The organism is Pseudomonas sp. Marseille-Q1929 (assembly GCF_017316265.1).
Lineage (GTDB): Bacteria > Pseudomonadota > Gammaproteobacteria > Pseudomonadales > Pseudomonadaceae > Aquipseudomonas.
Genome location: NZ_JAFLWU010000031.1, coordinates 1 through 22,508, shown reverse-complemented (window position 1 = coordinate 22,508; position 22,508 = coordinate 1). Strand labels below are relative to the sequence as shown.

Sequence of the window (22,508 nt, the reverse complement as noted above, 5' to 3'; positions counted from 1 at the left end):
GTGTCAGTCGAAAGATTCGGCACTGACAGGACGCCATCGCGGGCAAGCCCGCTCCCACATTTGGCCGTGCCCACCCCAGCCTTCCAATATCATTTGCGCGCACCCGCGCCCTTTGCTTTAATCGCGACCAATTCTTATTTACGCCAATCCTTTTGCGCTGGATGGATATTGTGTCGACCTCTTTCACCCACCTCTACGGCACCCACCACAGCTGGCTGCTCGGCCTGTTGCGCCGGCGCCTGAATGACCGCTGGGATGCCGCCGACCTGGCCCACGACACCTTCATCCGCATCCTCAACCGCCCACCCGCCGAGACCGATCACCTGCGCCAGCGCTCCTACCTGGCCACTATCGCCCGGGGGTTGTGCATCGATCACTGGCGCCGTCGCCAACTGGAAAAAGCCTGGCTCGACAGCCTGGCCCTGCGCCCGCAAGACACCCAACCTTCACCCGAACAACGCGCAATCATCGTCGAGACCCTCTACGAAGTAGACGCCATGCTCGCGCGCCTGCCAAAGAAGGTCAGCGCAGCCTTCCTGCTCGCGCAGCTCCACGGCCTGCCCTACCAGCAGATCGCCGCGCAATTGGGCGTGGGCGAGCGCATGGTCAAGAAATACATGGCACAGGCGCTGCTGCACTGTGCGATCCTCGAAGCCGAACTGGACGGGATGCTGGTGCAATGAACAGCCCCGGCACACTCAGCCATGCCAGCCTGGAACAGGCGGCGCAATGGTATGTGCGCTTGCAGGCCCCAGGCAGCGCCCAGGAGCAACAGCGCTGGCAGGCCTGGGTTGCGCAGAACCCCGAGCACTTGGCCGCCTGGCAGTATGTCGAGCGCGTCAGCCAACGCTTTGCGCCGCTGTTGGAGCAACCGCAAAGTGCCAGCCGGGCCTTGCGCAGTTCCCGGCGTCAAACCCTCAAGACCCTGCTGGTGCTGTGCGGCGGTTCGACACTGGCCTGGGGCGCCTGGCGCAACACCGCCCTGCCTCGCCTGGTGGGCGGCTGGAGCGCGGATTACGCCACCACCCGCGGCGAAACCCGCGATGCATTGCTGGCCGACGGCAGCCATGTGTGGCTCAACGCGTTGACGGCGCTGGATGTGCGCTTCGATAGCGCGCAGCGCCTGTTGCAGCTGCGCTTTGGCGAGGTGCTGATCGACACCGCCAAGGACGCCCTTAGGCCGTTCCTGGTGGACACCGAACATGGCCGCCTGCAAGCGCTGGGCACGCGCTTCAGCGTGCTGCATGACGAACACCGCACCCAACTGAACGTCTTCGATGGCCGCGTGCAGGTCACTACGTTCAATGGGCAAGTGCGCATTATCGAAGCCGGCCAACAAGTCTGGTTTACCCGCGAACATGTCGACAGCAGCGCCGCCGCGTCCCCCGCACGTGAAGCCTGGAGCCACGGCGTACTGCTGGCCGACAACCTGCCGCTGGGCCAACTGATCGCCGAGCTCAACCGCTATCGCCCAGGCCACCTGGGCTGTGATCCGGCGGTGGCGCAGTTGCCGGTGATGGGTTCGTTCCCGCTCAAGGACAGCGACCACGCCTTGCACCTGCTGCAAGCCGCGCTGCCAATTCGCCTCGACAGCCCGCTCCCTTGGTGGGTCACCGTCGTCCCCAAATAAAAATCTGCGTGCGCCAGTTCCCCTTTTGAACACTCGTTCGGTTAACCCTGCAGACGCTTTCAATTCGCCGTTCGATCTGATTCAAAGGGAACTCTTCATGTCGCAACCTGCTCGTTTCGCGCTGCGCCCATTGGCGCTGGCCACCTCACTGTTTTGCCTCGGCGTTGCGACGGCGTACGCCGCCGAGCCGGACGCCACTCAGCAAGCCACGCGCAACTACAGCATCGCGGGCGGCTCGCTGGTCAGTGTGCTGAACAGCTTTGCCGCACAATCGGGCATTTTCATCGCCGGCCATAACAGCCTCGCCGCCGGCAAGACCAGCCCTGGCCTGAACGGCAACTACACCCCGTCGAGCGGCTTGCAGCGCCTGTTGCAAGGCAGCGGCTTGCAGGCACAGCCCCAAGGCAACAACGGTTACGTACTCGAACTGATCCCGGCCAACACTGGCGCCCTGGAGTTGGGCGCCACGACGATTTCCGGCGAGCAACTGGGCGCCATCACCGAAGACAGCCATTCCTACACCACCGGCGCCATGGCCTCGGCTACTGGCCTGCCGCTGTCGATGCGCGAAACCCCGCAATCGGTCACCGTGATTACCCGCCAGCAAATGGACGACCAGGGCTCCAACAGCATCGCCGACACCCTGCGCCGCGCCCCCGGCATCAGCGTGCAGAACTACGACAGCGAGCGCTGGGAGTTTTCCGGCCGTGGCCTGCCGATCACCAATTTCCAGTACGACGGCGTCAACTCGACCTACGACGGCGTGTATGACTACGGCACCACCAGCACCGACATGGCGGTGTACGACCACCTGGAAATCATCAAGGGTTCCGCCGATTTGCTCAGCGGCTCCGGCGACCCGTCGGCCACGGTCAACCTGATCCGCAAAAAACCCACCGCCGCCTTCAAGGCCTCGGTGACCCAGACCTTTGGCTCCTGGGACAACTACCGCACCGAAGGCGATATCTCCGGGCCGCTGACCGAGTCCGGCAATGTGCGCGGGCGTTTTGTCGGCGTGTATCAGGATCGCCAGTCCTACCTGGACCACTACCAGAACACCAAGGACATAGCCTACGGCATCCTCGAAGCCGATCTTACGCCCGACACCCTGCTGACCTTTGGCATCGACCAGCAAAACACCCGCTCCCGTGGCGCCAGCTGGACCGGTTTTCCGATGTTCTTCAGCGACGGCTCGCGCACGAATTTCTCGCGCTCGTTCAACCCCGCCGCCGACTGGAGCCGCCGCGACTTCCAGAACCAAACGATATTTGCATCGCTACAGCAAAAGCTGGCCAATGACTGGTCGCTCAAAGTCAGCCTCGACCGCAAGCGCAGCCAGCACGACACCCTGCTCGCCTCGGCCAGCGGCGGTAACCCGGACCCGGTCAGCGGCGAAAACATGTACATGTTCATGGGCAAGTACAAAGGCGACCAAGTGCAGAACACCCTGGACATCAACGTCAGCGGCCCCTTCAGCCTGCTGGGGCGCGAGCACGAGTTGATCATGGGCTTCATGGCCACCCGCTCGAAACAGGATGTGCCGGTGTACGGTTCGATCTACCCAGCGGTCGGCGGCAGCATCTTCGACTGGCACGGCGAGTACGCCAAACCGGACATTCCGCGCAGCGGCCAGAACGACATCGTGCAACGCCAGACCGGCGTGTACCTGGCCACACGCTTGAAGCCCACCGACGACCTGTCGGTGATCCTCGGCGCACGGGTCAACAACTTCAGCGGCACCGACACCACCGACTTCTATGACCCGACCAAAGCCGACAACCGCACCACCTATCAGCAGAGCGGCGTGGTCACGCCGTATGCCGGGCTGGTCTACGACCTCAACGACACCTGGTCGGCCTACACCAGCTACACGCAGATCTACCGCCCGCAAACCAGCAAGGACGCCGACCGCAAGCTGCTCGACCCGGTGGAAGGCAACACCTACGAAGCCGGCCTCAAGGCCGCGTTCTACGACGGCCGCCTGAACGCCAGCTTTGCCGTGTTCCGCATCGAGCAGGACAACGTCGCCCAATACGTTTCCGGTTTTGATACCGACTCGGTGTACCGCGCGATTGCCGGTGCCACCACCAAGGGCTTCGAAGCTGAATTGTCCGGTGAGGTGCTGGACGGCTGGAACGTCTCGGCCGGCTACACCTACCAGCACACTCGCGATGCGGATGACGGCTACGTGTACAGCTCGGTGCTGCAAACCACCACGCCGCAGCAGGTGGTGCGCCTGTTCAGTTCCTATCGTCTGCCCGGCGCCCTGGACAACGTCACCCTGGGCGGCGGCGTGAACTGGCAGAGCGAGTTCTTTGGCAACGTGTTCCAGCCCAACCCGAATGACAGCGTCAACGGCGGCGACTACGCGCGCATCACCCAGGACAGCTACTACCTGGTGGACCTGATGGCCCGCTACCGCTTCAACGACCACCTGAGCACTACGCTCAATGTGAAGAACCTGTTCGATAAAAAGTACTACACGGGCCTTGGCAACTTCGGCACCGGTTTCTACGGCGAACCGCGCAGCTTGCAATTGGCCACACGCTGGGATTTCTGACACCAAAAACCTACGGGTATCCGCAGGTCTTGAACAACGCAGGTTTATGCATGACTCTACGCACTGACCCCTTTCAGAGCGTAGCGCCATGTCCCAGCCTGCAAGCCCTGCGGCACCTTGCTTCTGGCGGGATGCCAGGCTGCCGTTCATCGAGGCGCGGACCATCGCCGACGGCCGCAAGGTGACCTACACCCGCCACGCCCACGAGCACTTTTCCATCGGTGCCGTGACCACCGGGCGCAGCTATTACCACTACGGCGCGCAAACCTTCGAGATCAGCGCCGGCACGGTAGTGTTGATGAACCCCGGCGACGTGCATGCGTGCAATCCGATCCGCAATGAACCCTGGTCCTACCAGATGCTGTACATCGACACGCCCTGGCTGACTGACCTGCAGTACCAGTTGGGCTTCAGCACTGACCAGGGCTTTCGGCCGTTCAGCACGCCCTACACCCGCGACACGACGTTGTATGACGGTCTGCTGGGACTCTACGGGATCTTGGTGGATGCACAGGCCGAACACCTGCAAAAACAGAGTGCGCTGGTGAGTTACTTCAGTGACGTCCAACAGCGCCTCAACCCCGCCGACACACCGTTGCGCGAGGTCAACCAAAAGCTTGAACGGGCCGCCGAGTACATCCGCGCACACTGCACGCAGGCCCTGAAACTGGAGGAGATCTGCCTGGCAGCCGAACTGTCGCCGTCCTACCTGATCCGCGCGTTCAAGCACTACTACGGCTTGACGCCCCATGCCTTCCTGGTCAACCAACGCATCCAGTTTGCCCGCAGCCAATTGCGCCAGGGCGAGCTGATCGCCGACGTCGCACTGGCTGCGGGCTTTGCCGACCAGGCCCATTTCCAACGCGCCTTCAAACAGCACTTCGCCGCGACGCCCGGGCAGTACCGCGAGGTGCTCAAGCCATCAGCAAATAACCCACACTGGCCACCAGCAACGCGGCCATTGAGCGGTTGAACACGCGCATGCCCTGCGGATTACTCAAGTAACGGCGCAAAAACGTCCCGGCATAGGCCCAACACGCCACCGACACGTAGCAGATCACCAGGTAGAGGCTGGCGAACAGCCAAACCTGCTGCGCGTCGCCATCGGCCACAAACAAGCCCATCCCGGCAACACAAGCCAGCCAGGCTTTCGGGTTGAGCCATTGCATGATTGCGCCGTAGAGCATGGACGGCGCGGTGGCCGCGTTATCGGCTTGCAGGTGGCCATCGTCGGATGCCAGTTTCCAGGCCATCCACAACAAAAACCCCACCCCGCCCCACTGGATCAACTGGGTCAGCAACGGCCAGCGCACCAACACTTCATGCAGGCCCAGGCCGATCAACACCAACAGCAGGGTAAAACCGGCGGCGGCGCCAAACACGTGCTTCTGGCTGGCGACAAAACCAAACCGCGCGCCCGAACTGAGAGCGACCACGTTGACCGGGCCCGGTGTGATAGAGGTGGCCAGGGCGAAGGCGGCCATGGAGATGATCAAGCTCATTGCGATTCCCTTTTTGTCGTGACGCTGAAGATGGCGTCACGGTAAAGGGCAAATCCCACGCGGTATTGAACAAAATCACCCTATGGGCGTTCACTGCACCGGCGTGGGGGCCTGGGTCACGATATCGCCCTGGCCCAACACTCGGCCGTCCTCGGAGACGATCTCGACCTTGCGCAACGGCTTGAGTGCACGTGCATCGAGCAAGCGGGTACCGAGTTGCTCCGGTTCGGTGTGCGCCTCACCCCACTGCGCCAACGTCACCAGCACCGGCATCAGCGCGCGGCCCTTGTCGGTCAGTTGGTACTCATTGCGCGCGCCCACTTCGCTGAGCTGCAACAGGCCTTGCTCGACCATCTCCTTGAGGCGCGCGGCGAGGATATTCTTGGCCACGCCCAGGTGCTTCTGGAAGTCGCCAAAACGCGTCACGCCAGCAAACGCATCGCGAATGATCAGCAGCGTCCACCAGTCCCCCACCACATCCAGCGCGCGGGCGACCGGACAGCAGTCGCCTTCCAGGCATTTACGTTTCATCGGCAGGCCTCCAGCCAGGCGGAAAATATAGTTGCATTATAGGACCAACACCCTCAGGATAAAAATGGTTTCATCATTAAACCTAATTCGCAGCGTGGAGTTCAGCATGGACATTCGTGGAAAAGTGGTACTGGTCACTGGCGCCAATCGTGGCCTGGGCAAAGCATTCGTCACCGCGCTGCTCGAAGCCGGCGCGGCCAAGGTCTACGCCGGGGCGCGCAACCCCGCCAGCGTGAACGTTCCTGGCAGCACGCCGATCGCCCTGGACATCACGGACGCCGCCAGCGTGCAGCACGCCGCGCAGCAGTGCAGCGACGTCAGCGTGGTGATCAACAACGCGGGCTTTCTCCAGTACGGCTCGCTGCTGGCCGAAGACAGTGTCGAGAACCTGCAGCAGCATTTTGAAGTGAACACCTTTGGTACCTTGCGCGTAAGCCGCGCGTTCGCACCGATCCTGGCCCGCCAGGGCGGCGGCGCGCTGATCAATGTGCTCTCGGTATTGAGCTGGCTGAGCCCGCCGGGCGCCGGTGGCTACAGCACGTCCAAGTCCGCCCAGTGGGGCTTGACCAACGGCCTGCGCGGCGAGTTGCGTGAACAAGGCACCCTGGTCATCGGCGTGCACCCCGCCTACATCGACACCGACATGGTCGCCGAGGTGCAGGCGCCGAAAAGCACGCCTCAGGAAGTGGTCGCCCTCACCCTGCAAGCCCTGGCCGAGGACCGCGAAGAAGTGCTGGTCAGCGACACCAGTCATGGGGTGAAGGCGTCGCTGTCCAGTGATCGCCCGGTCTATCTCAACCACTGATCAGCGCTGCGTGGGAATCCGGATGTCGCCGTTGCGGCACTGGGTTTTCACGCTGCGCGGGCAGCCAGTGAATGCCAGGTCCTTGGTCAGGCATACGCGCACTTCCGACAACACCTTGCCCTTGCAGATCACCGCCAGGCCATGGTTGCCCATGCGCGGGTTGCTCTCGCGAAACAGCGCCTCGATCTCACGGGCGGGTAACGCCGGGGAGGTATTGAGCGGCTGCAGTTGCGCCGGGATAACCACCACGCCTAGCGCCTCATCGGTCTTCTCCAGATAGTCCAGGGGCTCAAGCCCGGAACAGGTGCCATGCTTGGCCCATTCATGCTTGAGCAGTGCACGGGTCGGGAACAGCGCCGCGCCCTTGACCATTTCCTCGCGAGTCAACCGCGACTGCGGCGCACACGACGCCGGCCACCCGCCCCGCGCGTACTGCGGCCACAAACCGTGCAACACAAAGCCATAGCCTTTGCCCGAACACTGCTCGTTTTCCGGGTGCGTCAGGCAAAACGTCGGTGACCACGACAACGACAACACGTAAAAATCAAACTCCCCCGGCGTCCCTTGGCTACGCGGGGCAGCGCTTGAACTTGTGGCAATGAACAACAACACCACCATCCAATATTTCATTCGTCTATTCCTTGAAAACCAGAATCTACCGTGCCTACCCAGGGTGATGGGGGTTACGTTGTAGCACCTGGTCCAGAATGCGATCTGTCTTCAGGGCCTCGATCGCCAGTGATGGATGCTCGGCTTCGCCCCGGATATGCGCGTTCATGCCCAGCACGTGATGCCACTGGATATGTGCATGACAAGGCACCTCAAGCACCTCGTGGGTCTCGCCTGCAAGCCGCAACGGTTGATCGTCGAACACTGAAAACTCGATGCGACCTCGACTACCGATCAACTCGACGCGATCTTCGCGACGGTCCGCAACAAAATTCCAGCAGCCCATGCCCAGCGCACCCGAGGCGAAACGCCAGCTGGCGGTCACCGCATCTTCGGCAGCATAACGACCCTCCTGGCGCGACGTAAAACCGGCTACTTCAACAATATCCCCGGCCAGATACTGAAACAGGTCAAAGCCATGGCTGGCCAGGTCGGCGAAGTAGCCGCCACCGGCAACCATCGGGTCAGTGCGCCAGTTGGCGGCGCTGGCATCTTCGGCGGCAGGCGGTTTGCACAGGGTCCAGGTGAGGTGGCGTAACTCGCCGATGCGCCCTTCCCGCAGCCAGTCACGCACTTGCTGGAAACGTGGCAGCGAGCGCCGGTAATAGGAGACGAACAGATGCAACCCGGCGCGCTCGAAGGTGCGCTGCATCAGCGCGCTTTGCTCGGCATTCATCGACATGGGTTTCTCGACGCAGCAATGCTTGCCGGCTGCCGCCACCATCAGGCTGTATTCAAGGTGGCTGGCGGGTGGCGTGGCGATGTACACCGCGTCCACTTCAGGGTCGTTGATCAGCGCTTGGGCGTCGGTATAGAAGCGGGCAATCCCATGGCGTGCCGCATAATCGCGCACCGCTTCTTCACGGCGCCCCATCACGGCCACCAGTGCCGAACCTGGCACTTTATAGAAAGCGGGTCCACTCTTTAACTCAGTGACACTGCCACAACCGATCATCCCCCAACGTACGGTGTTCATCTGTTTTCCTCGGCCGTTTAAATCAAGGGCGCAGTATCCACATACCTCGAGGCCCCCGCTACAAACACTTAGCATGACAATTGCATTACACTTTTATGACATTCATCCACCTGCGGGGGCACAGACGATGAAAATTCGCGCAACGGTCATTTGCGAACACGAGGGGCAAATCCTCTTCGTGCGCAAGGCCAGGTCAAAATGGGCCTTGCCGGGCGGCAAGGTCGAGCCCGGCGAGCGCCCTGTGGGCGCGGCTGAACGGGAGCTGGAGGAAGAAACCGGGCTGACCGTGGACGGCTTGCTTTATTTGCAGGAACTGAAGGCGCGCGACACGCTGCATCATGTGTTCGAGGCATCGGTGGTCAACATCGCCGACGCAAAGCCTTGTAACGAAATAGTCGATTGCCAGTGGCATGCCTATGGCGCGATGGACCAACTGGACACCACCGACGCCACCCGGCATATCGTCAAATCCTTCCTGCGTCGCCTGTAACCGTCATTTCTGTTGGGTTTTGGCCTGCCCCCGCAAATACAACGCTTCCACCAGGTTCTGTCGCTCATCCTGGGGCAGCGTGCTGGCGAATTGTGCCAGCGTCGTGTCCACCAGCGCGCGCAAGGCCATATCCGCTTCGCGAGCCTTGGCCAACTCAGCCACCAGTACGTCACGGTCCAGTGTCGGCGCTTGCAGTTGCTGGATCACCCCAAGCCGGGCTTCGCGTCCGGCCATGATCAACGGCTGGCTGTCGGCGCGGTTGTGCCGCAACAGTTGGCGCAGTTCCCGGCGGCGCTCCGGTGGCAACTTGAACATTGCCTGGCGCAGCCCATGCTGGTTGACCACGGCTTCGACGGGTTTGGCCGTCGCCACCCAATGGTAGAGGCCACCGCCCACACCACCGAGCAAAAACACGTTGAGCAACATCGATACCATCAACCACGGTTTAAGGGACTTGGGCGTCATTGTTCTGCTTCCTCGGCGTTAACGCTAAACACGACTTCCGCATCGCCCTGATCGAACACGCTGGGCAGCACCTCGGAGGACAGCATCGGCAGCGGCACGCTCATCGAAGCCACCAACACCCCCGCGGCGATGCCAGCAATGCCCACGCCCACCAGGCCGGCGGGTGACAGCCAGTTGGCATAACGCGACCAAAATGACGCCCGTCGCGGTACGGATTGGCGAATCTGCCTGGCCAGCGCCGAATCGAAGCGTGGCGCTGAGTGAGCATCCAGTTGCGTATCCAGCCAAGCGGCTTCGTGCAAAGCCTGGCGGGCGCTGGGGTCGCCGCTGTCGAGCAGGGCCTGGGCTGGCGCCTGTTCAGCAAGCGGCCAGCGATGCAGGCTGGCCCCGTAGGCATCAGCCAAATAAGCGAATCGTTCGGGCGTCATGATTTTTCCCTTCCTGGGCGGGCAAGCCCTGGTGTATCGGCAAGTTGATTGCGCAACTGGCGGCGAGCCCGTGACAGCAGGCTCTCCAGTGCCTCGACGCTGATCTCCATCAAGGCCGCGGCGTCGATGTTCGATAGCTCCTGGTAATACTGCAACACGATCGCTTCGCGCTGCCGCTCGGGTAATGCGGCCAAGGCGGCAGCCATCCGCGCGCTGCGGTCAGCGGCTTCAAGGTGCTCGTCCGGCGACGGCGCGGTGTCGGCCAGTTGCAGCGCCTCATCCTCGTGCAACGGGCGCTCCTTGCGCCGGCGCAAGCGGTCGCGGCACAGGTTCAGCGCAACCCGGTGCAACCAGGTATCAAAGCGCGCGTCCCCAGCGCGCCAGCTGGCCGCCTGGCGCCAGATCCGCAGGAAGCTCTCCTGGGCCACGTCCTTGGCCTCGTCGGCATCCCCCAGGATCCGACTGGCGAGCGCCAGCAGACGCGGCAGTTTGCGCGTCACCATTTCGTCGACGGCCGCAGGCTCGTTGTTGCCGATACGCGCCAGCAGCTCAACGTCCGGGTCAGTGTCTTTCAATCGGCTAATTCTCGGTCCGCAGGCTAAGTAGCAGGTTTCAACGCATCCAACGGCCTTCACGCCAGTACCAGTTCGGGCCACGGGATTCCCAGTGGCCGGGTTGCCAGCGCGCATTGCGCATCACCGGCTGCCAATGCCCTGGCACCCAGGCGTAGGCGCCACGCTGCCAGCCCCAGTGGCCGCGGTCCCAGGCATAACCCGGGCGCCCGGCGGGGATCACCTCGACCCGCTCCACCGGTGGCGCCTGGCGAATGATGACTTCGGTCTGGGCAAACGTCGGGGTGCTGACAAACGCCGCAAAAACCAGCGGGACCAGCAAGGCATAGCGCAATTGGGCCAGTGTGCTCATGGCAACTCCTTCAGGCGGCGGACGAAAATGTTCGCGGCTGATGGGTTGAACGGCGGGTGCCGGAAAATCCGTCGCAGGGCACGCAGGTTTTTTCCGGGAGTGCTGAAGGGAAGTATTGCCCAGGGGCTGACAGCGCTTGATGAAATATCTGAAAGCAACGCGACGGATTTATGCCGGCGCCAGCGTTAAAGGAATAACGCCGCACACACCCAGAGGAAATACCATGTCCCGTCGCCTAACCATGCTGGTTGCCGCCCTGCTGATCGCCAGCCTCAGCGGCTGCGTGATCCTGCCCGAACACCGCCATTGCTGCTGGCGCTATTACGGTGCGGTCACAACCACCGCAGACACCGTCAACAGCTAACCGACCGCCGCAAACCCCCGGCGCCCGGCCTTGAGCTCGGTGCGCAGCTCACCAATCAGGTTTGAGATGGAACGGATGCTGTCCAGACCTTCGGGCGACACGCGGGTCAGCAACAGATCGACGCGCCCGGAGACCGGCTCAAACACGCTGATGCGCAGCGAACCGTCGCCATTGAGGGTGCAGTCACAGGCAAGTGGCAAAAAACCCACGGCCATGATGCGATTGAGTTCGATGATGGAAATCATGATAAGCCCCCGTCCCTGGGTTCTACCCTGCTGGTTGGATTCGACCAGATTAGTTGAGGTTTGGGCGCATCTGCAGAATTAATGCAAAAGTGTTAGCCAGGCCTCATTTTGCCTGCAAAACGCTGGCCCGCTGGCGCCAGAAACCCAGCACACGACCTCTCGTCTGCTGCCACGGCGAAGGCTTGACTCCCACTCGCGATCACCAGACGCTCTTGGCTTTTCGCCACTCCCGGAGCCGCCGCCCATGAGCATCGATCCCCCGAGCCAGCCCGACCGCGATGTGTACAAGACCCTGCTGGAATCGACCAAGGCCATCCCTTGGCGCATCGACTGGCAGACCATGACCTTCAGCTATATCGGCCCGCAGATCGAAACGCTGCTGGGCTGGACCCCGCAAAGCTGGGTCAGCGTGGATGACTGGGTGGAGCGCATGCACCCGGATGATCGCGAATACGTGGTGAATTTCTGCGTGTCGCAATCCCGCGCCGGCGTGGACCACGAGGCCGACTATCGCGCGCTGACGGTGAACGGCGACTACGTGTGGATCCGCGATGTGGTGCATGTGGTGCGCAAGGACGGCGAAGTCGAAGCACTGATTGGCTTTATGTTCGATATCAGCGAGCGCAAGAAGACCGAAGAACACCTGATCCGCCTGCAGAAACAACTGGAGGAATATTCCTTCCAGGACGGCCTCACCGGCATCGCCAACCGGCGCATGTTCGACACCGTGCTGGAGCGCGAATGGACCAGCGCCCAGCGCAGCCAGTTGCCCCTGTCGCTGATTATCCTCGATATCGACTTTTTCAAGCAGTACAACGACCACTACGGCCATATCAAAGGCGACGAGTGCCTGCGCCAGGTGGCAAACACCCTCTCGCAAGCGGCCAACCGCCCCCGGGACTTCATCGCGCGCATCGGCGGTGAAGAATTTGTGTGGCTGTTGCCGGAAACGGACGCAGCATCGGCGAAGTTAGTGGCGCAACGCTGCCTGCATCTGGTGCGCCAACGGCAGATCGAGCATGGGTTTTCCCCGGTATCCAAATGGTTGAGCGTCAGCCTTGGCGTCGGCACCCACACCGTGACACCAAACAGCCCGATGCTGGGGTTTGTGGAACAGGTCGATAAGTTGCTGTACCAGGCCAAACACAACGGGCGGATGCGCGCGGAGTTTGCCGCTATTGAAGTTTGAGGTGGGAGTCAAATCGCGGGCAAAAAAAATCCCAAGTAGCTGATGGAAACTTGGGATTTAAAAATGCATAAACCGTGGGAGGTGAACGCCCGGCTATAGTAGCGATTGTAATAAGCTGTAACAAGACCAAACTAATCCTTTCGTCGGATTAAAACAGCCGTAAGTCATTCAATAACCACATGTTTTTTAAGGTGGCCGGGTATATGAGTGCCACTTTTTGGTGCAAGTAAGGGGGATACTTGCGACGTATATTCCCCCTTATAAAAGAGGGTTATTGACTCACCCGACCTGACACTTCGGGGCGATTGCTCGCGCAACTGTCGCCCAGCTTCAATCCACCGGACGCGGCGGCACTGGCCAGACGCTCCACCTGCTGGCAGAGCACCAATCGCTCAGCCGCCTCCGCCCGCTGGCGATCCGCGCTGGCGTTGATATGCATGAAGTAACCACCCAACAGCACCGCGACACACAGCACGCCGACCGCGAAGTGGCGCAGGCTGTTGGGTGATGAAGGCTCTGGCTGGTACATGGTCCGGCAACGACCTGCTCTATTTGCGACGAAGCGTGCAATTGTATGCAAATAGAAACACAGCAATTGTCGTGGTTTTGTAAACCGCCTCGCTAGCGGGTCACAGGTTTGGCAACAGTCCCTGCTTGCCCTATCCAAGCATAGGTATCTACACAACTACTGGACCTGACAAAACCCGAAGCTCCGGCTCTGGCTCTGGCTTTTGATTTGGCTTTTGATCTTGATCTTAGGCGCCCCGTTAACCACGCTGGCCGAACGCAGGCTTGAATCCGTGGGTAACCCGGCAGGACGCCGGGTTAGCCGTCCTGGGCCAAGGATGGCCCATGACGGCGGCCCACGGATTCAAGCCGGAGAGAGGGCACACCGAGCCTAGGCGAGGTGCCGAGTGGTGGGGCAAGAGCGTTTTGCTTACTTTTGCGCTCTTCAAAAGTGAGCCGCCGTAAGGGCGGAACCATAATCAGCCGTTGCCTAGATAACGGATATGTACTCCGATCAAAAAGTCTCAGCGACTAACACATAGCCATCGCAGGCAAGCCAGCTCCCACAGTTGAACCGGTTTACATCCGTTAAGACTCGGTCGCAGGACAGTCCGTCACAGGAGCAAGCTCCCTCGCAACAGGTCCAGCAGCAATGCTCACTATGCCTATCCAAGAGCAGCTCAGCAGCCGATACAACGGCAAGCACGCCGCCTGGATCAGCAGCATGCGCATCACCTGCATCGCCGTCACCAACGTCACGGCCAACCCCAAGGCCTCCGCGGTCAGGCTCATCTCCGGCGCGCTGCCGGGCATCATGCCCAGGGCCAGCGACAGCCACGGCATCCCCAGCCACGTCCCCAATGCCCAGGCCGCCAGCGCGGTGGCGATTATCGAGCCGCTCAGCAGCACCAGCACCTTGGCGAGAAAACCCGGGGCGCGCCGGAAAAAACTGCGCTCAAACGCCGCGCCCAATGCACAGCCGATCAGCAACTGGCCGGCGCCACTGAGCCAGCCGGGCATGCTCATCGATAAGTTGTTACAGGCGACGCCCACGGCGCAAATCAGGAACGGGCCGAAGGTCCAGGGATTGGGCAGGTTGCAGCGTTTGAACCCCATTGCCGCCAGCAGGCTGATGCCCAGGATAAAGATCAGCCAGGGCCAGATCACCGGCAACGGCGTGGGGGCAGCGGTATGCGCCAAACCAAAGGTCGCGACCGCTGGCACTGCCAGCAGGATCAGCAACAGGCGCAGGCTGTGGGCGGCAGCAATCAAACCGGGGTCGGCTTGGCGTTGTCGGCCCAAGTGGACCATCTCCGTGGAGTTGGCCGGCATCAACGCGAAAAACGCCGTGCCAAAGGCCACGCCCCAGCGGTGCAGCAACCACACCGAGCCCAATGCCAGCACCAGCGTCAGCAACACTGCCGTGACGATCAGCCCAAGGTGCGCGACCACTTGTTGCATTACCGGCAAGGTGAAGTGGCAGCCAATCGCCACGGCGACAATCAACTGCCCGGCTTCGCGCCCATGGGGAATTTGCGGAACCCTCGCCCCGCTGCACCGGCTGATCAATACCGCCAGCAACGAACCGATGACCCAGGGCAACGGCCAACCGGCCCACTGCGCAAGGCTGCCGCCCAAGGCGCCGACAATCAGGGTGACAAGCCAATACTGGCGAAGGTTGAGGGTCATGATGAAGTCCGGCATGGAGAAGAGTGCCGACAGGTTATAGACTGTCCATCATCACAAAAAATATTCATTTGTGAAGCTACCCATCACTCTTTGTTATGCGAGCCCTCGTGAACCTGAAAGCCCTGGAGTACTGCGTCGAAATCGCCCGCCAAGGCAGCTTTACCAAGGCGGCGCAGGCCCTGCATGTGGCGCAGCCGGCGCTGAGCATGGCGGTCAGCCGCCTGGAAGATGAGCTGGGCGTGGCCCTCTTCAACCGTGCCACGCGGCAGATCAGCGTAACGGCCGAAGGCCAGCTGTTCCTCGCCCGCGCCGAAGCCTGCCTGCAAGGGTTGACGGGGGCCCGCCGTGAGTTGCAGGACCTGACGCACTTGCACAGCGGCGAAATCCGCGTCGGCATCCCGCCGATGTACGGCATCCGGCATATTCCCGAGTTGCTGATGCAGTTCCGCGCGCACTACCCCGGCATTGCCATGCACGTGGTGGAAGGCAGTGCCGATGACATCAGCGCGCGCCTGGCAACACGGGATATTGACGTGGCGCTGCTGGAGTCGCGGCGCGTCGATCCCGACTGGCAGTCAGTGTTGCTCGGCAGCGATGAGATGGTGTTGTGCATGCATGAGCAGCACCCCTTGGCGACCGCAGCCTCGGTCGCCGCAGAACGCTTGCAGGGCGAGCCGATGCTGGTGTTCGACAACACCTTCCTGCAACGTCACCTGTTGGATGCGTTCTGCAGCAATGCCCGGGTGCGTTTCAACATCGCCCTGGAAAGCAACTTCGTGCCACTGGTGATTGCCGCCACGCGCAGCGGCATGGGGCTTTCCACCCTGCTGCGTTCAGTGCAGGAGCAGGAGCCCGAATTGGCCGGAGTGTCTTTCGAACCTGCGCAGTTCATGCACTTCAACCTGTGCTGGCGGGGCAGCGAATACCTGTCCCAGGCCAATCGACGGTTTATCGAAACGGCGAAGGTGTATTTCCAGGAAGACGCCAGCTCACCGCTGTCGCACTGAGCCGGCTATTTGCGCGCCACTTTGTAGCGCACGCAGTCCTGGTAAAAACTCTGGCGGATCGCTTCGGGCTTGAGCCGCGAGCGACTGTCATAGGTCTGTTCGGTGATGCCCATGGCCATCATGCGCATCCACGACTTGTTGAACTTGATGGTCTGGATCTTCTGCCGCGCGGCATACAACGACACCCCCGACAGCTTCAATTCCTGGGCCCTGGCGGCCGTGCCCGCGCCCCAGCTGCACATGTACTTGTCACCCTCGCGCAGCTCCCGTGCCTGCACGGCAGCCGCGCCGCCTGCCAGTGAGCAGGCGATCAGCATGATTCCAACAGTGCGCATTAACATCCCCAACTAACCGACTGAAAATAAAAGCGATTCTGCCGAGGATTTTGTTACACAGGGGCCATTAAAGTGCCTTATCACCACTGATAGGTGGCACTCGCTTGTACCGTGCGCTGTGAGCCATACCAGCACCACGAGTAGGAATAGCACGATGCGACGTACTCTTTATTCGCCAGGTTGGTGGCGTTGAGGGCCAGGCGCAGGTTGTCCTTGAGGCTGGTGATGTTCGGGATGTCGTAGTGCACCGCCGCGTCGAACAAGGTGTAGCCCGGCACTTTCAGGGTGTTGGCCGTGTCGCCCCAGGACGAGCCGACATAACGCGCACCGGCGCCGGCACCGAAGCCCTTGAGGTGGCCATCATGGAAGGTGTAGTCCGCCCAGGCCGATGCCGTGTGGCGAGGCACCGCGTAGGTGGTGGTGCCTTCGGCGGCGATGGCCGGGCCTACGCCGATGTCGCTGATGGGCGCATAGCGCACAGTGCTGTTGGACTTGCTGATACGGTTGTCCAGGTAAGCGTAAGCCGCGGTGATATCCAGGTTGTCATTGAGGCTGGCCTTGCCTTCCAGTTCAAAGCCTCGGGATTGCACTTCGCCGTCCTGGCTCTGGCAGCGGCCGGTGCCGCACAGGTGGGTGGGGTCTGGATCGGTGGTCAGTACATTGCTCTGGCGCAGATCGAAAATCGCCGCGGTGATAAAGCTGTTGCTGCCCGGCGGCTGGTACTTGATGCCGATTTCATACTGCTTGCCTTCGGTCGGCTTGAACACCGAGCCACCGTAGCCAGTACCCGACTGCGGGTTGAACGACTCCGAGTAACTGGCATACGGCGCCAGGCCATTATCAAACAGATAGACCAGGCCGATGCGGCCGGTGAAGGCCTTGCTGTCCAGGGAGGACTTGCTCTTGGCGCCGGTGCTGATCGTCTGGGTGCTGTTATCGGTGCTGGCCCAGTCATAACGCCCGCCCAGCAGCAGCACCCACTTGTCCCACTTCATCTGTTCTTGCAGGTACACCCCGGTCTGTTCGCTGCGCGACGTGCCGTCGGTGGTGTACGCCGGCACCGGCACCGCCGCACCGTACACCGGGTTGAAAATATCCAGGGTCGGCCCGGCGGTGTAGACGCCGGAACCGGACTTGGTGTCGGTGCTGGTGTTCTGGTAGTCGAGGCCCATCAACAAGGTGTGCTGCAACGGGCCGGTATCAAACTTGGCCTGCACCTGGTTGTCGAGGGCGTAGGCGTCCATGTTCACATCGCTGGCGATGGTCGAACGGCGGATGGTGCGATAGTCCGTCATCAGGTAGTTGCTGTAGAGGCTGCGGTACTGGCCTTCGCTGCGCAGGTAACGCGCGTTCTGGCGCACGGTCCACACGTCGTTGAAGCGGTGTTCGAAGGCGTAACCGATGGAGTAGTACTCGCGGTCACTTTTCTCGAAGTTCTTCTCGCCGTCATAGAAGCCCACATCGATATCGTGCCCGGTCGGGCTGTGCAGCACCGAACCCCACGCCGGCACCGAACCGTAGGACGCGCCCTTGGGGTCCTTCTGGAAGTGCCCGAGCAAGGTCAGCGACGTGTCGTCATCCGGGCGCCAGGTGAAGGCGCTGGACAACGCCTGACGGCGGGTTTCGGTGTGATCCACCTGCCCGTTTGCGTCGTCGAAAAGCCCGGCCACGCGGTAGGAATACACGCCCTGGTCATCCATCGGGCCGCTCAGGTCAAAGGTCGTGCGCTTCTTGTCGAAGGTGCCGTACTCCACGCCCACCTCATGAAACGGTGTGTCCAACGGGCGCTTGCTGACCATGTTGATCACGCCGCTGGGCGTGCCCTGCCCGTACAGCACCGAGGCCGGGCCACGCAGGACTTCGACGCGTTCCAGGTCAAAGGCATCTTTTTGCGGCAACGCGTCGCGGCTCGATGGCATGCGCAGGCCATCGAGGTAAGTGGCGGGCGAAAAACCGCGGATGGTCAACTGATCGAGACGCGAGGCGGTGGCGCCACGGGTTTCCGGGACCACGGCCGCGCTGTAGCGCAGGATCTGGTTGAGGCTCTCGGCGTTCTGCGCGCGCATCTGGTCTTTGGTGACGATGGAGATCGACTGCGGGGTCTCAATGATCGGCGTGTCGGTCTTGGTGCCCGACAGGCTGCGGGTGGCCACGTAACCGGCCACGGGTCCGGTCGGGCTTTCGCTCTGGTAGGCGCCGCTGATGGTGGTGGCCTGCAACTCCATTGCCGCGCCGTTATCCGGGATGGCTTCGAGGCGATAGCGGTCGGCGGAGAGCTTCAGCGCTTGCAGGCCGCTGCCGGCGAGCAACTGGGTCAATGCCACATCGGTGGCGTACTGCCCGCTCAAGCCGGCGCTGTGTTTGCCACGGGTCAGGCCGGCATCGAACGCCAGCACCAGGCCAGCCTGCTCGGCAAGGCTATTGAGGGCCCGGCTCAAATCGCCAGCGGGAATCGAGAAACCGCGCACGGTATTGGCGCTCTCGGCGGCGCAAACGGACGGGGTATTCAGCAACGGCACAGCAGCAAAAGCCATCGCCACTGACAGGGCCAGTGGGTGCAAGGGACGGGCAAGCGACATGGGAAGTCCTGGGTAATAGAGGTTCTATTAACCATGACGGGCAGCTCGGAAGATCGGGCAAGGATGAGAGCGATTTTTATTTGCGCAGGTGTATTTTCAACCCCACGCCACTACCAACAACCCCACCCCCAACACCAAACACAACGGCGAATAAAAATACGTATCCAGCCGAGCAAACCGCGACCCACCGACCTTCTTGAAAAAGCCCACCAGCTCCGAATCGCCAATCGCCCGGGCAAACATCACCAGGGCAATCGCGCTGATCCCCCACTGCAACGCGCCATGGGACACTGCCGAGAAGTACAACCCCGCACGCAGACACACGAGCAATGCAATCGCCACCAAGCCCATCGCCACCAGCAACGTCCCCAGCGCCGAAGGCTTGAACGCCGGCCTTGGCCCACGGGCAAATTCGCCGGGCAATTGGGGGATGGCGGCGAGGCTGCCGAGCTTGCCACCGGCAGCCCAGTAAAGGTGGACCATGCTGATGCAGGTAAACACTCCGACGATCCATCGCGCAATGACAAAGCTCATGGCTGGCTCTCCCTGGAAAAGTCCGAAAGAGGATAGTCGCCTTGAGTTTTTTTGCAGGCATTTCGTCGGCGGCTGATGGTAAAGTGCCGCCCCATGAAATTCGCCCGCACCGACCGCTCGCTCATTGCCTGGATGCTCTACTGCTGCGTCCTGTTCAATGTGTTCGCCTGCAGCATCGGTCACGGGCAGATGGTCGGCATGCAGCTCAACGGCATCGGCGGCCAGTTCTGTACGGTGGACCCGCGCACCCAGGCGCCTGCGCCCGCCAATTCCACCGATGAGAGCCTGCCGACCCTGGCCAAGGCCTTCGGTTGCCCGCTGTGTTCCAGCGCCGGCATGGGCCCGGCCCTCAGTTCCAGCCTGAATGTGGCGGTAGTGCCACAACCCCATGCGCCACCGCCTGCGGTGGTGCTGGCCGCTGACATCCCCGCCCGCTTCACCTGGCCCACGGCTCATCCGCGCGCGCCACCTGCTGTCGCCTGATCCCTTCGCTGTCTGATCTGCACTGAGCACTGCATCCCCACGGGATTGCGGGTGGCTGTGCGTTGTTTTCAAGCCAAGTTTTTCAGGATTCAACCATGAAACATCTACCCCTGTTGGCGGGCCTGTTCGGCTGCCTGCCTGTCTGCGCCTGGGCCTTAGAGCTGGCGCCCACCACCATCGATGGCGAGCAAAGCGCCGAACCCGGCCTGGCGCTGGATCAATCCAGCGGCATGGCCTCACGGCTTGGGCTGAGCGTGCGGGAAACCCCGGCGTCGGTGGCCATCGCCAACCGCAACGATATCGAGCGCCACGGCGCCAAGACCTTCCGCGATGCAGCCAACACCCTGCCCGGCGTCAATGCCAGCGCGCCGCCGGGGTTTGGCGGATTCGTGTCTTATCGTGGCTTTACCAGCAGCCAGATCACCCAGATGTTCAACGGCATCAACGTCGCGACCGGCCTGGCGCGCCCGGTGGATGCGTGGATCTACGATCGCGTGGAACTGGTGGGCGGCCCCTCCTCCCTGATCAACGGTGCCGGCTCCGTGGGCGGCTCGCTCAACTACGTGACCAAGCTCGCCGGCCGCGAAGAACAAGCTGCGCAAGGCCAGCTCAGCTATGGCAGCTACGACACCACCGGCATCGCCCTCGGCCTCAACCACGCCCTCACCGAACCGGGCGCCGCGGTGCAGCACTACGCACGCCTGGATCTGAGCCGCAACAGCAACCACAGCTATATCGAGCGCGACCAACGCGAGGCCTGGAGCCTGGCGTTTTCCCTGCTCAGCGACCTCACGCCAGACCTGTCCCACACCCTGGCCCTGGAATACCAGGATGAACATGAGGACAGTCCTTACTGGGGCACCCCGGTGCTCAATCCCAAGGCCGGCGAGTTGAAGATCGACCGGCACAACCGCTTCAACAACTACAACGTCGCCGATGGCCGTTATGAGCAGCGCACCCTGTGGGCGCGGTCGATCATCGACTACCGGATCAACGACAGCACCACGTTGAAAAACACCCTCTATCACCTCGACAGCCAGCGCGACTACCGCAACCTGGAGACCTACCAGTACAACGCCGACAACAGCGCCGTAAACCGCTCGACCGCGTATCAGGTGCGCCATCAGGGCGAGCAGAATGGCAACCAGTTTGAGCTGCGCCACGACGCCAGCATCTTTGGCCTGGCGACCACCTGGTCCGGCGGCTTCGAATACAAAATCAACAGCACCACCAGCAGCCCACTGCGTGCTGCGGGGAACAGTGCGGTTGACCCCAACCACTTCGACCCGGGGCATTTCTATGCCATCCCGGGCACCCGACCTGGCTTTATCAAGGACAAGACCAACGAAGTCACCACCCGGGCCCTGTTCGTGGAAAACCGCCTGGGCCTCACCGACAAACTGTCGCTGCTGACCGGCCTGCGTTATGACGCCATCGACCTGGATGTCACCAACCACAGCACCGTGACCGCCACCAACCCGCGACACTTCAAACGCAGGTGGGAGCCGTTGACCGGGCGCGTCGGCCTGACCTACCAGTTCATCCCGTCGGCGAATGTCTATGTGCAATACAGCACCGCCGCCGAGCAGCCGACCACCACGACCCAGGTGTTCGATGTATCTACCGGCAAGCAGTGGGAAGTGGGCAGCAAGTTCGATTACCTGGACGGCCGTGGCTCGGCCACCGTTGCCGCCTACCGGATCGAGCGCAAGGACTTTGCCGTCACAGACCCACTGGACCCGACCAGCAGCATTCCCGTCGGCGCACAGACCTCCCGAGGTATCGAGTTGGCCAGCTCACTGCGCATCACCCCACGGTTGCTGGCCGAAGGCAACTTCGCCTGGGTGGACGCCGAATACGACGAGTTCAACGAGAAGCTCACCAGCGGCGCCGTGGTATCGCGCAAGGGCAACACCCCGACCAACGTGCCCAAACGCGTGGGCAACCTGTGGCTGACGTATGACTTTAGCGAGGACTGGCAAGGCGGCGTGGATGCGCGCTATGTGGCGCAGGTGTATGCGGACAATGCCAACACCCTGACCGTGCCGGCGTACACGTTGTTCGGCACGTTCCTGCGCTACCAGGTGGATCAACACACCTCGGTGACGGGTCGCGTGCGCAACCTGACGAATGAGGTGTATGCCGAGTTTGCGCATGTGTCGCCGGCTTACTACCTGGGATCGCCGAGAACGTTCGAACTGGCCGTACAAACCAAGTTCTAGACCTGATGTGGGAGCTGGCTTGCCTGCGATGCAGACAACTCGGTACATCAGGCACACCCAGTTGATGCCATCGCAGGCAAGCCAGCTCCCACAGGAGACCGCGCACGCTTCATTGATCAGGTCGGCTGTCAGGCCGCCTCGCTTTGTTTTTGATTTTGATCTTAGGCGCCCCGTTAAACACGCTGGCCGGAATCCGATATGGATTACGGGCACACCGAGCCTAGGCGAGGTGCCGAGTGTTGGGGCATGTACGGAACAACCACATGGGTTACAAAAAAGTGCATTCACATAGGTGACACTTTGATTGAAACATAGCCGTTCTTAGCATCTCTGGCATCGACACGGCCGAGTACTACCGGGCCGAAGATGACCGA

25 protein-coding genes are annotated in these 22,508 nt (G+C 61.8%); 11 read left to right on the top strand and 14 right to left on the bottom strand.

Annotated features, from left to right (window positions below):
- Positions 1-161: 161 nt before the first annotated feature.
- The 4 genes from J1G37_RS24800 (at position 162) to J1G37_RS24785 (ending at position 5,163) form a co-directional block, all read left to right on the top strand.
- The gene (locus J1G37_RS24800; RefSeq protein WP_207045989.1) at positions 162-683 is read left to right on the top strand and encodes a sigma-70 family RNA polymerase sigma factor; all 522 of its coding nucleotides are present in this window, start codon (positions 162-164) and stop codon (positions 681-683) included.
- The gene (locus J1G37_RS24795) at positions 680-1,630 is read left to right on the top strand and encodes a FecR domain-containing protein (protein ID WP_207045988.1); all 951 of its coding nucleotides are present in this window, start codon (positions 680-682) and stop codon (positions 1,628-1,630) included. Before J1G37_RS24800 ends, J1G37_RS24795 begins: the two co-directional genes overlap by 4 nt.
- A 97-nt stretch (positions 1,631-1,727) precedes the next feature.
- The gene (locus J1G37_RS24790) at positions 1,728-4,190 is read left to right on the top strand and encodes a TonB-dependent receptor (RefSeq protein ID WP_207045987.1); all 2,463 of its coding nucleotides are present in this window, start codon (positions 1,728-1,730) and stop codon (positions 4,188-4,190) included.
- Positions 4,191-4,278: 88 nt separating this feature from the next.
- Positions 4,279-5,163: an AraC family transcriptional regulator gene (locus J1G37_RS24785; protein WP_207045986.1), complete on the top strand. Its 885-nt coding sequence runs from the start codon at positions 4,279-4,281 to the stop codon at positions 5,161-5,163.
- On the opposite strand, the gene J1G37_RS24780 is transcribed toward J1G37_RS24785, so the two are convergent.
- Complete coding sequence (locus tag J1G37_RS24780; protein ID WP_207045985.1) at positions 5,105-5,692, bottom strand: LysE family translocator; 588 nt, start codon at positions 5,690-5,692, stop codon at positions 5,105-5,107. The two genes, J1G37_RS24785 and J1G37_RS24780, sit on opposite strands and share 59 nt — an antisense overlap.
- A gap of 90 nt (positions 5,693-5,782) precedes the next feature.
- The gene (locus tag J1G37_RS24775; RefSeq protein ID WP_207045984.1) at positions 5,783-6,223 is read right to left on the bottom strand and encodes a helix-turn-helix domain-containing protein; all 441 of its coding nucleotides are present in this window, start codon (positions 6,221-6,223) and stop codon (positions 5,783-5,785) included.
- Positions 6,224-6,329: 106 nt separating this feature from the next.
- Between J1G37_RS24775 and J1G37_RS24770 the strand changes: the two genes are divergently transcribed.
- On the top strand, positions 6,330-7,028 hold the full coding sequence (locus tag J1G37_RS24770) for an SDR family oxidoreductase (protein ID WP_207045982.1): 699 nt from the start codon (positions 6,330-6,332) through the stop codon (positions 7,026-7,028).
- Here J1G37_RS24770 and J1G37_RS24765 read toward each other — a convergent pair whose 3' ends face one another.
- Together J1G37_RS24765 and J1G37_RS24760 are read right to left on the bottom strand one after the other, a co-directional pair.
- On the bottom strand, positions 7,029-7,658 hold the full coding sequence (locus tag J1G37_RS24765; protein ID WP_207045980.1) for a ribonuclease T2: 630 nt from the start codon (positions 7,656-7,658) through the stop codon (positions 7,029-7,031).
- A 34-nt stretch (positions 7,659-7,692) separates the two neighbouring features.
- The gene (locus J1G37_RS24760) at positions 7,693-8,673 is read right to left on the bottom strand and encodes a Gfo/Idh/MocA family oxidoreductase (RefSeq protein WP_207045978.1); all 981 of its coding nucleotides are present in this window, start codon (positions 8,671-8,673) and stop codon (positions 7,693-7,695) included.
- 127 nt (positions 8,674-8,800) lie between these two features.
- On the opposite strand from J1G37_RS24760, the gene J1G37_RS24755 reads away from it, so the two are divergent.
- Entirely contained in the window at positions 8,801-9,163 is a 363-nt protein-coding gene (locus J1G37_RS24755) for an NUDIX hydrolase (protein ID WP_207045976.1), read from the top strand.
- Positions 9,164-9,166: 3 nt separating this feature from the next.
- Here the strand turns inward: J1G37_RS24755 and J1G37_RS24750 are convergent, their stop codons facing one another.
- Genes J1G37_RS24750 through J1G37_RS24735 form a run of 4 tightly spaced genes read right to left on the bottom strand, consistent with a single transcriptional unit; the run spans position 9,167 to position 10,980 of the window.
- Entirely contained in the window at positions 9,167-9,628 is a 462-nt protein-coding gene (locus tag J1G37_RS24750; protein ID WP_207045974.1) for a periplasmic heavy metal sensor, read from the bottom strand.
- Positions 9,625-10,056, bottom strand: coding sequence for a hypothetical protein (locus tag J1G37_RS24745; RefSeq protein ID WP_207045972.1), 432 nt, complete (start codon positions 10,054-10,056; stop codon positions 9,625-9,627). The genes J1G37_RS24750 and J1G37_RS24745 overlap by 4 nt, the downstream gene beginning before the upstream one ends.
- Positions 10,053-10,631, bottom strand: a complete 579-nt coding sequence (locus J1G37_RS24740) for an RNA polymerase sigma factor (RefSeq protein ID WP_207045970.1) — start codon at positions 10,629-10,631, stop codon at positions 10,053-10,055. The genes J1G37_RS24745 and J1G37_RS24740 overlap by 4 nt, the downstream gene beginning before the upstream one ends.
- 37 nt (positions 10,632-10,668) lie before the next feature.
- Positions 10,669-10,980: a YXWGXW repeat-containing protein gene (locus tag J1G37_RS24735; RefSeq protein ID WP_124529184.1), complete on the bottom strand. Its 312-nt coding sequence runs from the start codon at positions 10,978-10,980 to the stop codon at positions 10,669-10,671.
- 223 nt (positions 10,981-11,203) lie between these two features.
- Here J1G37_RS24735 and J1G37_RS24730 point away from each other — a divergent pair, with 223 nt between their 5' ends.
- Positions 11,204-11,344: a hypothetical protein gene (locus tag J1G37_RS24730; protein ID WP_207045968.1), complete on the top strand. Its 141-nt coding sequence runs from the start codon at positions 11,204-11,206 to the stop codon at positions 11,342-11,344.
- Here J1G37_RS24730 and J1G37_RS24725 read toward each other — a convergent pair.
- Positions 11,341-11,589: a DUF1652 domain-containing protein gene (locus J1G37_RS24725; protein WP_207045966.1), complete on the bottom strand. Its 249-nt coding sequence runs from the start codon at positions 11,587-11,589 to the stop codon at positions 11,341-11,343. The genes J1G37_RS24730 and J1G37_RS24725 overlap by 4 nt on opposite strands.
- Positions 11,590-11,833: 244 nt before the next feature.
- Here J1G37_RS24725 and J1G37_RS24720 point away from each other — a divergent pair, with 244 nt between their 5' ends.
- The gene (locus J1G37_RS24720) at positions 11,834-12,778 is read left to right on the top strand and encodes a diguanylate cyclase (protein WP_207045963.1); all 945 of its coding nucleotides are present in this window, start codon (positions 11,834-11,836) and stop codon (positions 12,776-12,778) included.
- 271 nt (positions 12,779-13,049) lie between these two features.
- Here J1G37_RS24720 and J1G37_RS24715 read toward each other — a convergent pair whose 3' ends face one another.
- Together J1G37_RS24715 and J1G37_RS24710 are read right to left on the bottom strand one after the other, a co-directional pair.
- Positions 13,050-13,307, bottom strand: a complete 258-nt coding sequence (locus tag J1G37_RS24715) for a hypothetical protein (RefSeq protein WP_207045959.1) — start codon at positions 13,305-13,307, stop codon at positions 13,050-13,052.
- Between the two features lie 566 nt (positions 13,308-13,873).
- Positions 13,874-14,974 carry an AbrB family transcriptional regulator gene (locus J1G37_RS24710; protein ID WP_242551721.1) on the bottom strand — a complete coding sequence of 367 codons (1,101 nt, stop codon included), beginning with the start codon at positions 14,972-14,974 and terminating at the stop codon, positions 13,874-13,876.
- Positions 14,975-15,081: 107 nt separating this feature from the next.
- Here J1G37_RS24710 and J1G37_RS24705 point away from each other — a divergent pair, with 107 nt between their 5' ends.
- A complete protein-coding gene (locus J1G37_RS24705) occupies positions 15,082-15,981 on the top strand; it encodes a LysR family transcriptional regulator (RefSeq protein ID WP_207045957.1) in 900 nt (299 codons plus the stop codon).
- Between the two features lie 5 nt (positions 15,982-15,986).
- On the opposite strand, the gene J1G37_RS24700 is transcribed toward J1G37_RS24705, so the two are convergent.
- The 3 genes from J1G37_RS24700 to J1G37_RS24690 all read right to left on the bottom strand — a co-directional run bounded on the left by J1G37_RS24700 (position 15,987) and on the right by J1G37_RS24690 (position 19,429).
- The gene (locus J1G37_RS24700; protein ID WP_026136677.1) at positions 15,987-16,316 is read right to left on the bottom strand and encodes a hypothetical protein; all 330 of its coding nucleotides are present in this window, start codon (positions 16,314-16,316) and stop codon (positions 15,987-15,989) included.
- 80 nt (positions 16,317-16,396) lie between these two features.
- A complete protein-coding gene (locus tag J1G37_RS24695) occupies positions 16,397-18,895 on the bottom strand; it encodes a TonB-dependent siderophore receptor (RefSeq protein WP_207045956.1) in 2,499 nt (832 codons plus the stop codon).
- 96 nt (positions 18,896-18,991) lie between these two features.
- A complete protein-coding gene (locus J1G37_RS24690; protein WP_124530054.1) occupies positions 18,992-19,429 on the bottom strand; it encodes a DUF3995 domain-containing protein in 438 nt (145 codons plus the stop codon).
- A gap of 93 nt (positions 19,430-19,522) precedes the next feature.
- Between J1G37_RS24690 and J1G37_RS24685 the strand changes: the two genes are divergently transcribed.
- Positions 19,523-19,912: a DUF2946 domain-containing protein gene (locus J1G37_RS24685; RefSeq protein WP_207045953.1), complete on the top strand. Its 390-nt coding sequence runs from the start codon at positions 19,523-19,525 to the stop codon at positions 19,910-19,912.
- Between the two features lie 95 nt (positions 19,913-20,007).
- Positions 20,008-22,134, top strand: a complete 2,127-nt coding sequence (locus tag J1G37_RS24680; protein WP_207045951.1) for a TonB-dependent receptor — start codon at positions 20,008-20,010, stop codon at positions 22,132-22,134.
- Positions 22,135-22,508 lie beyond the last annotated feature (374 nt).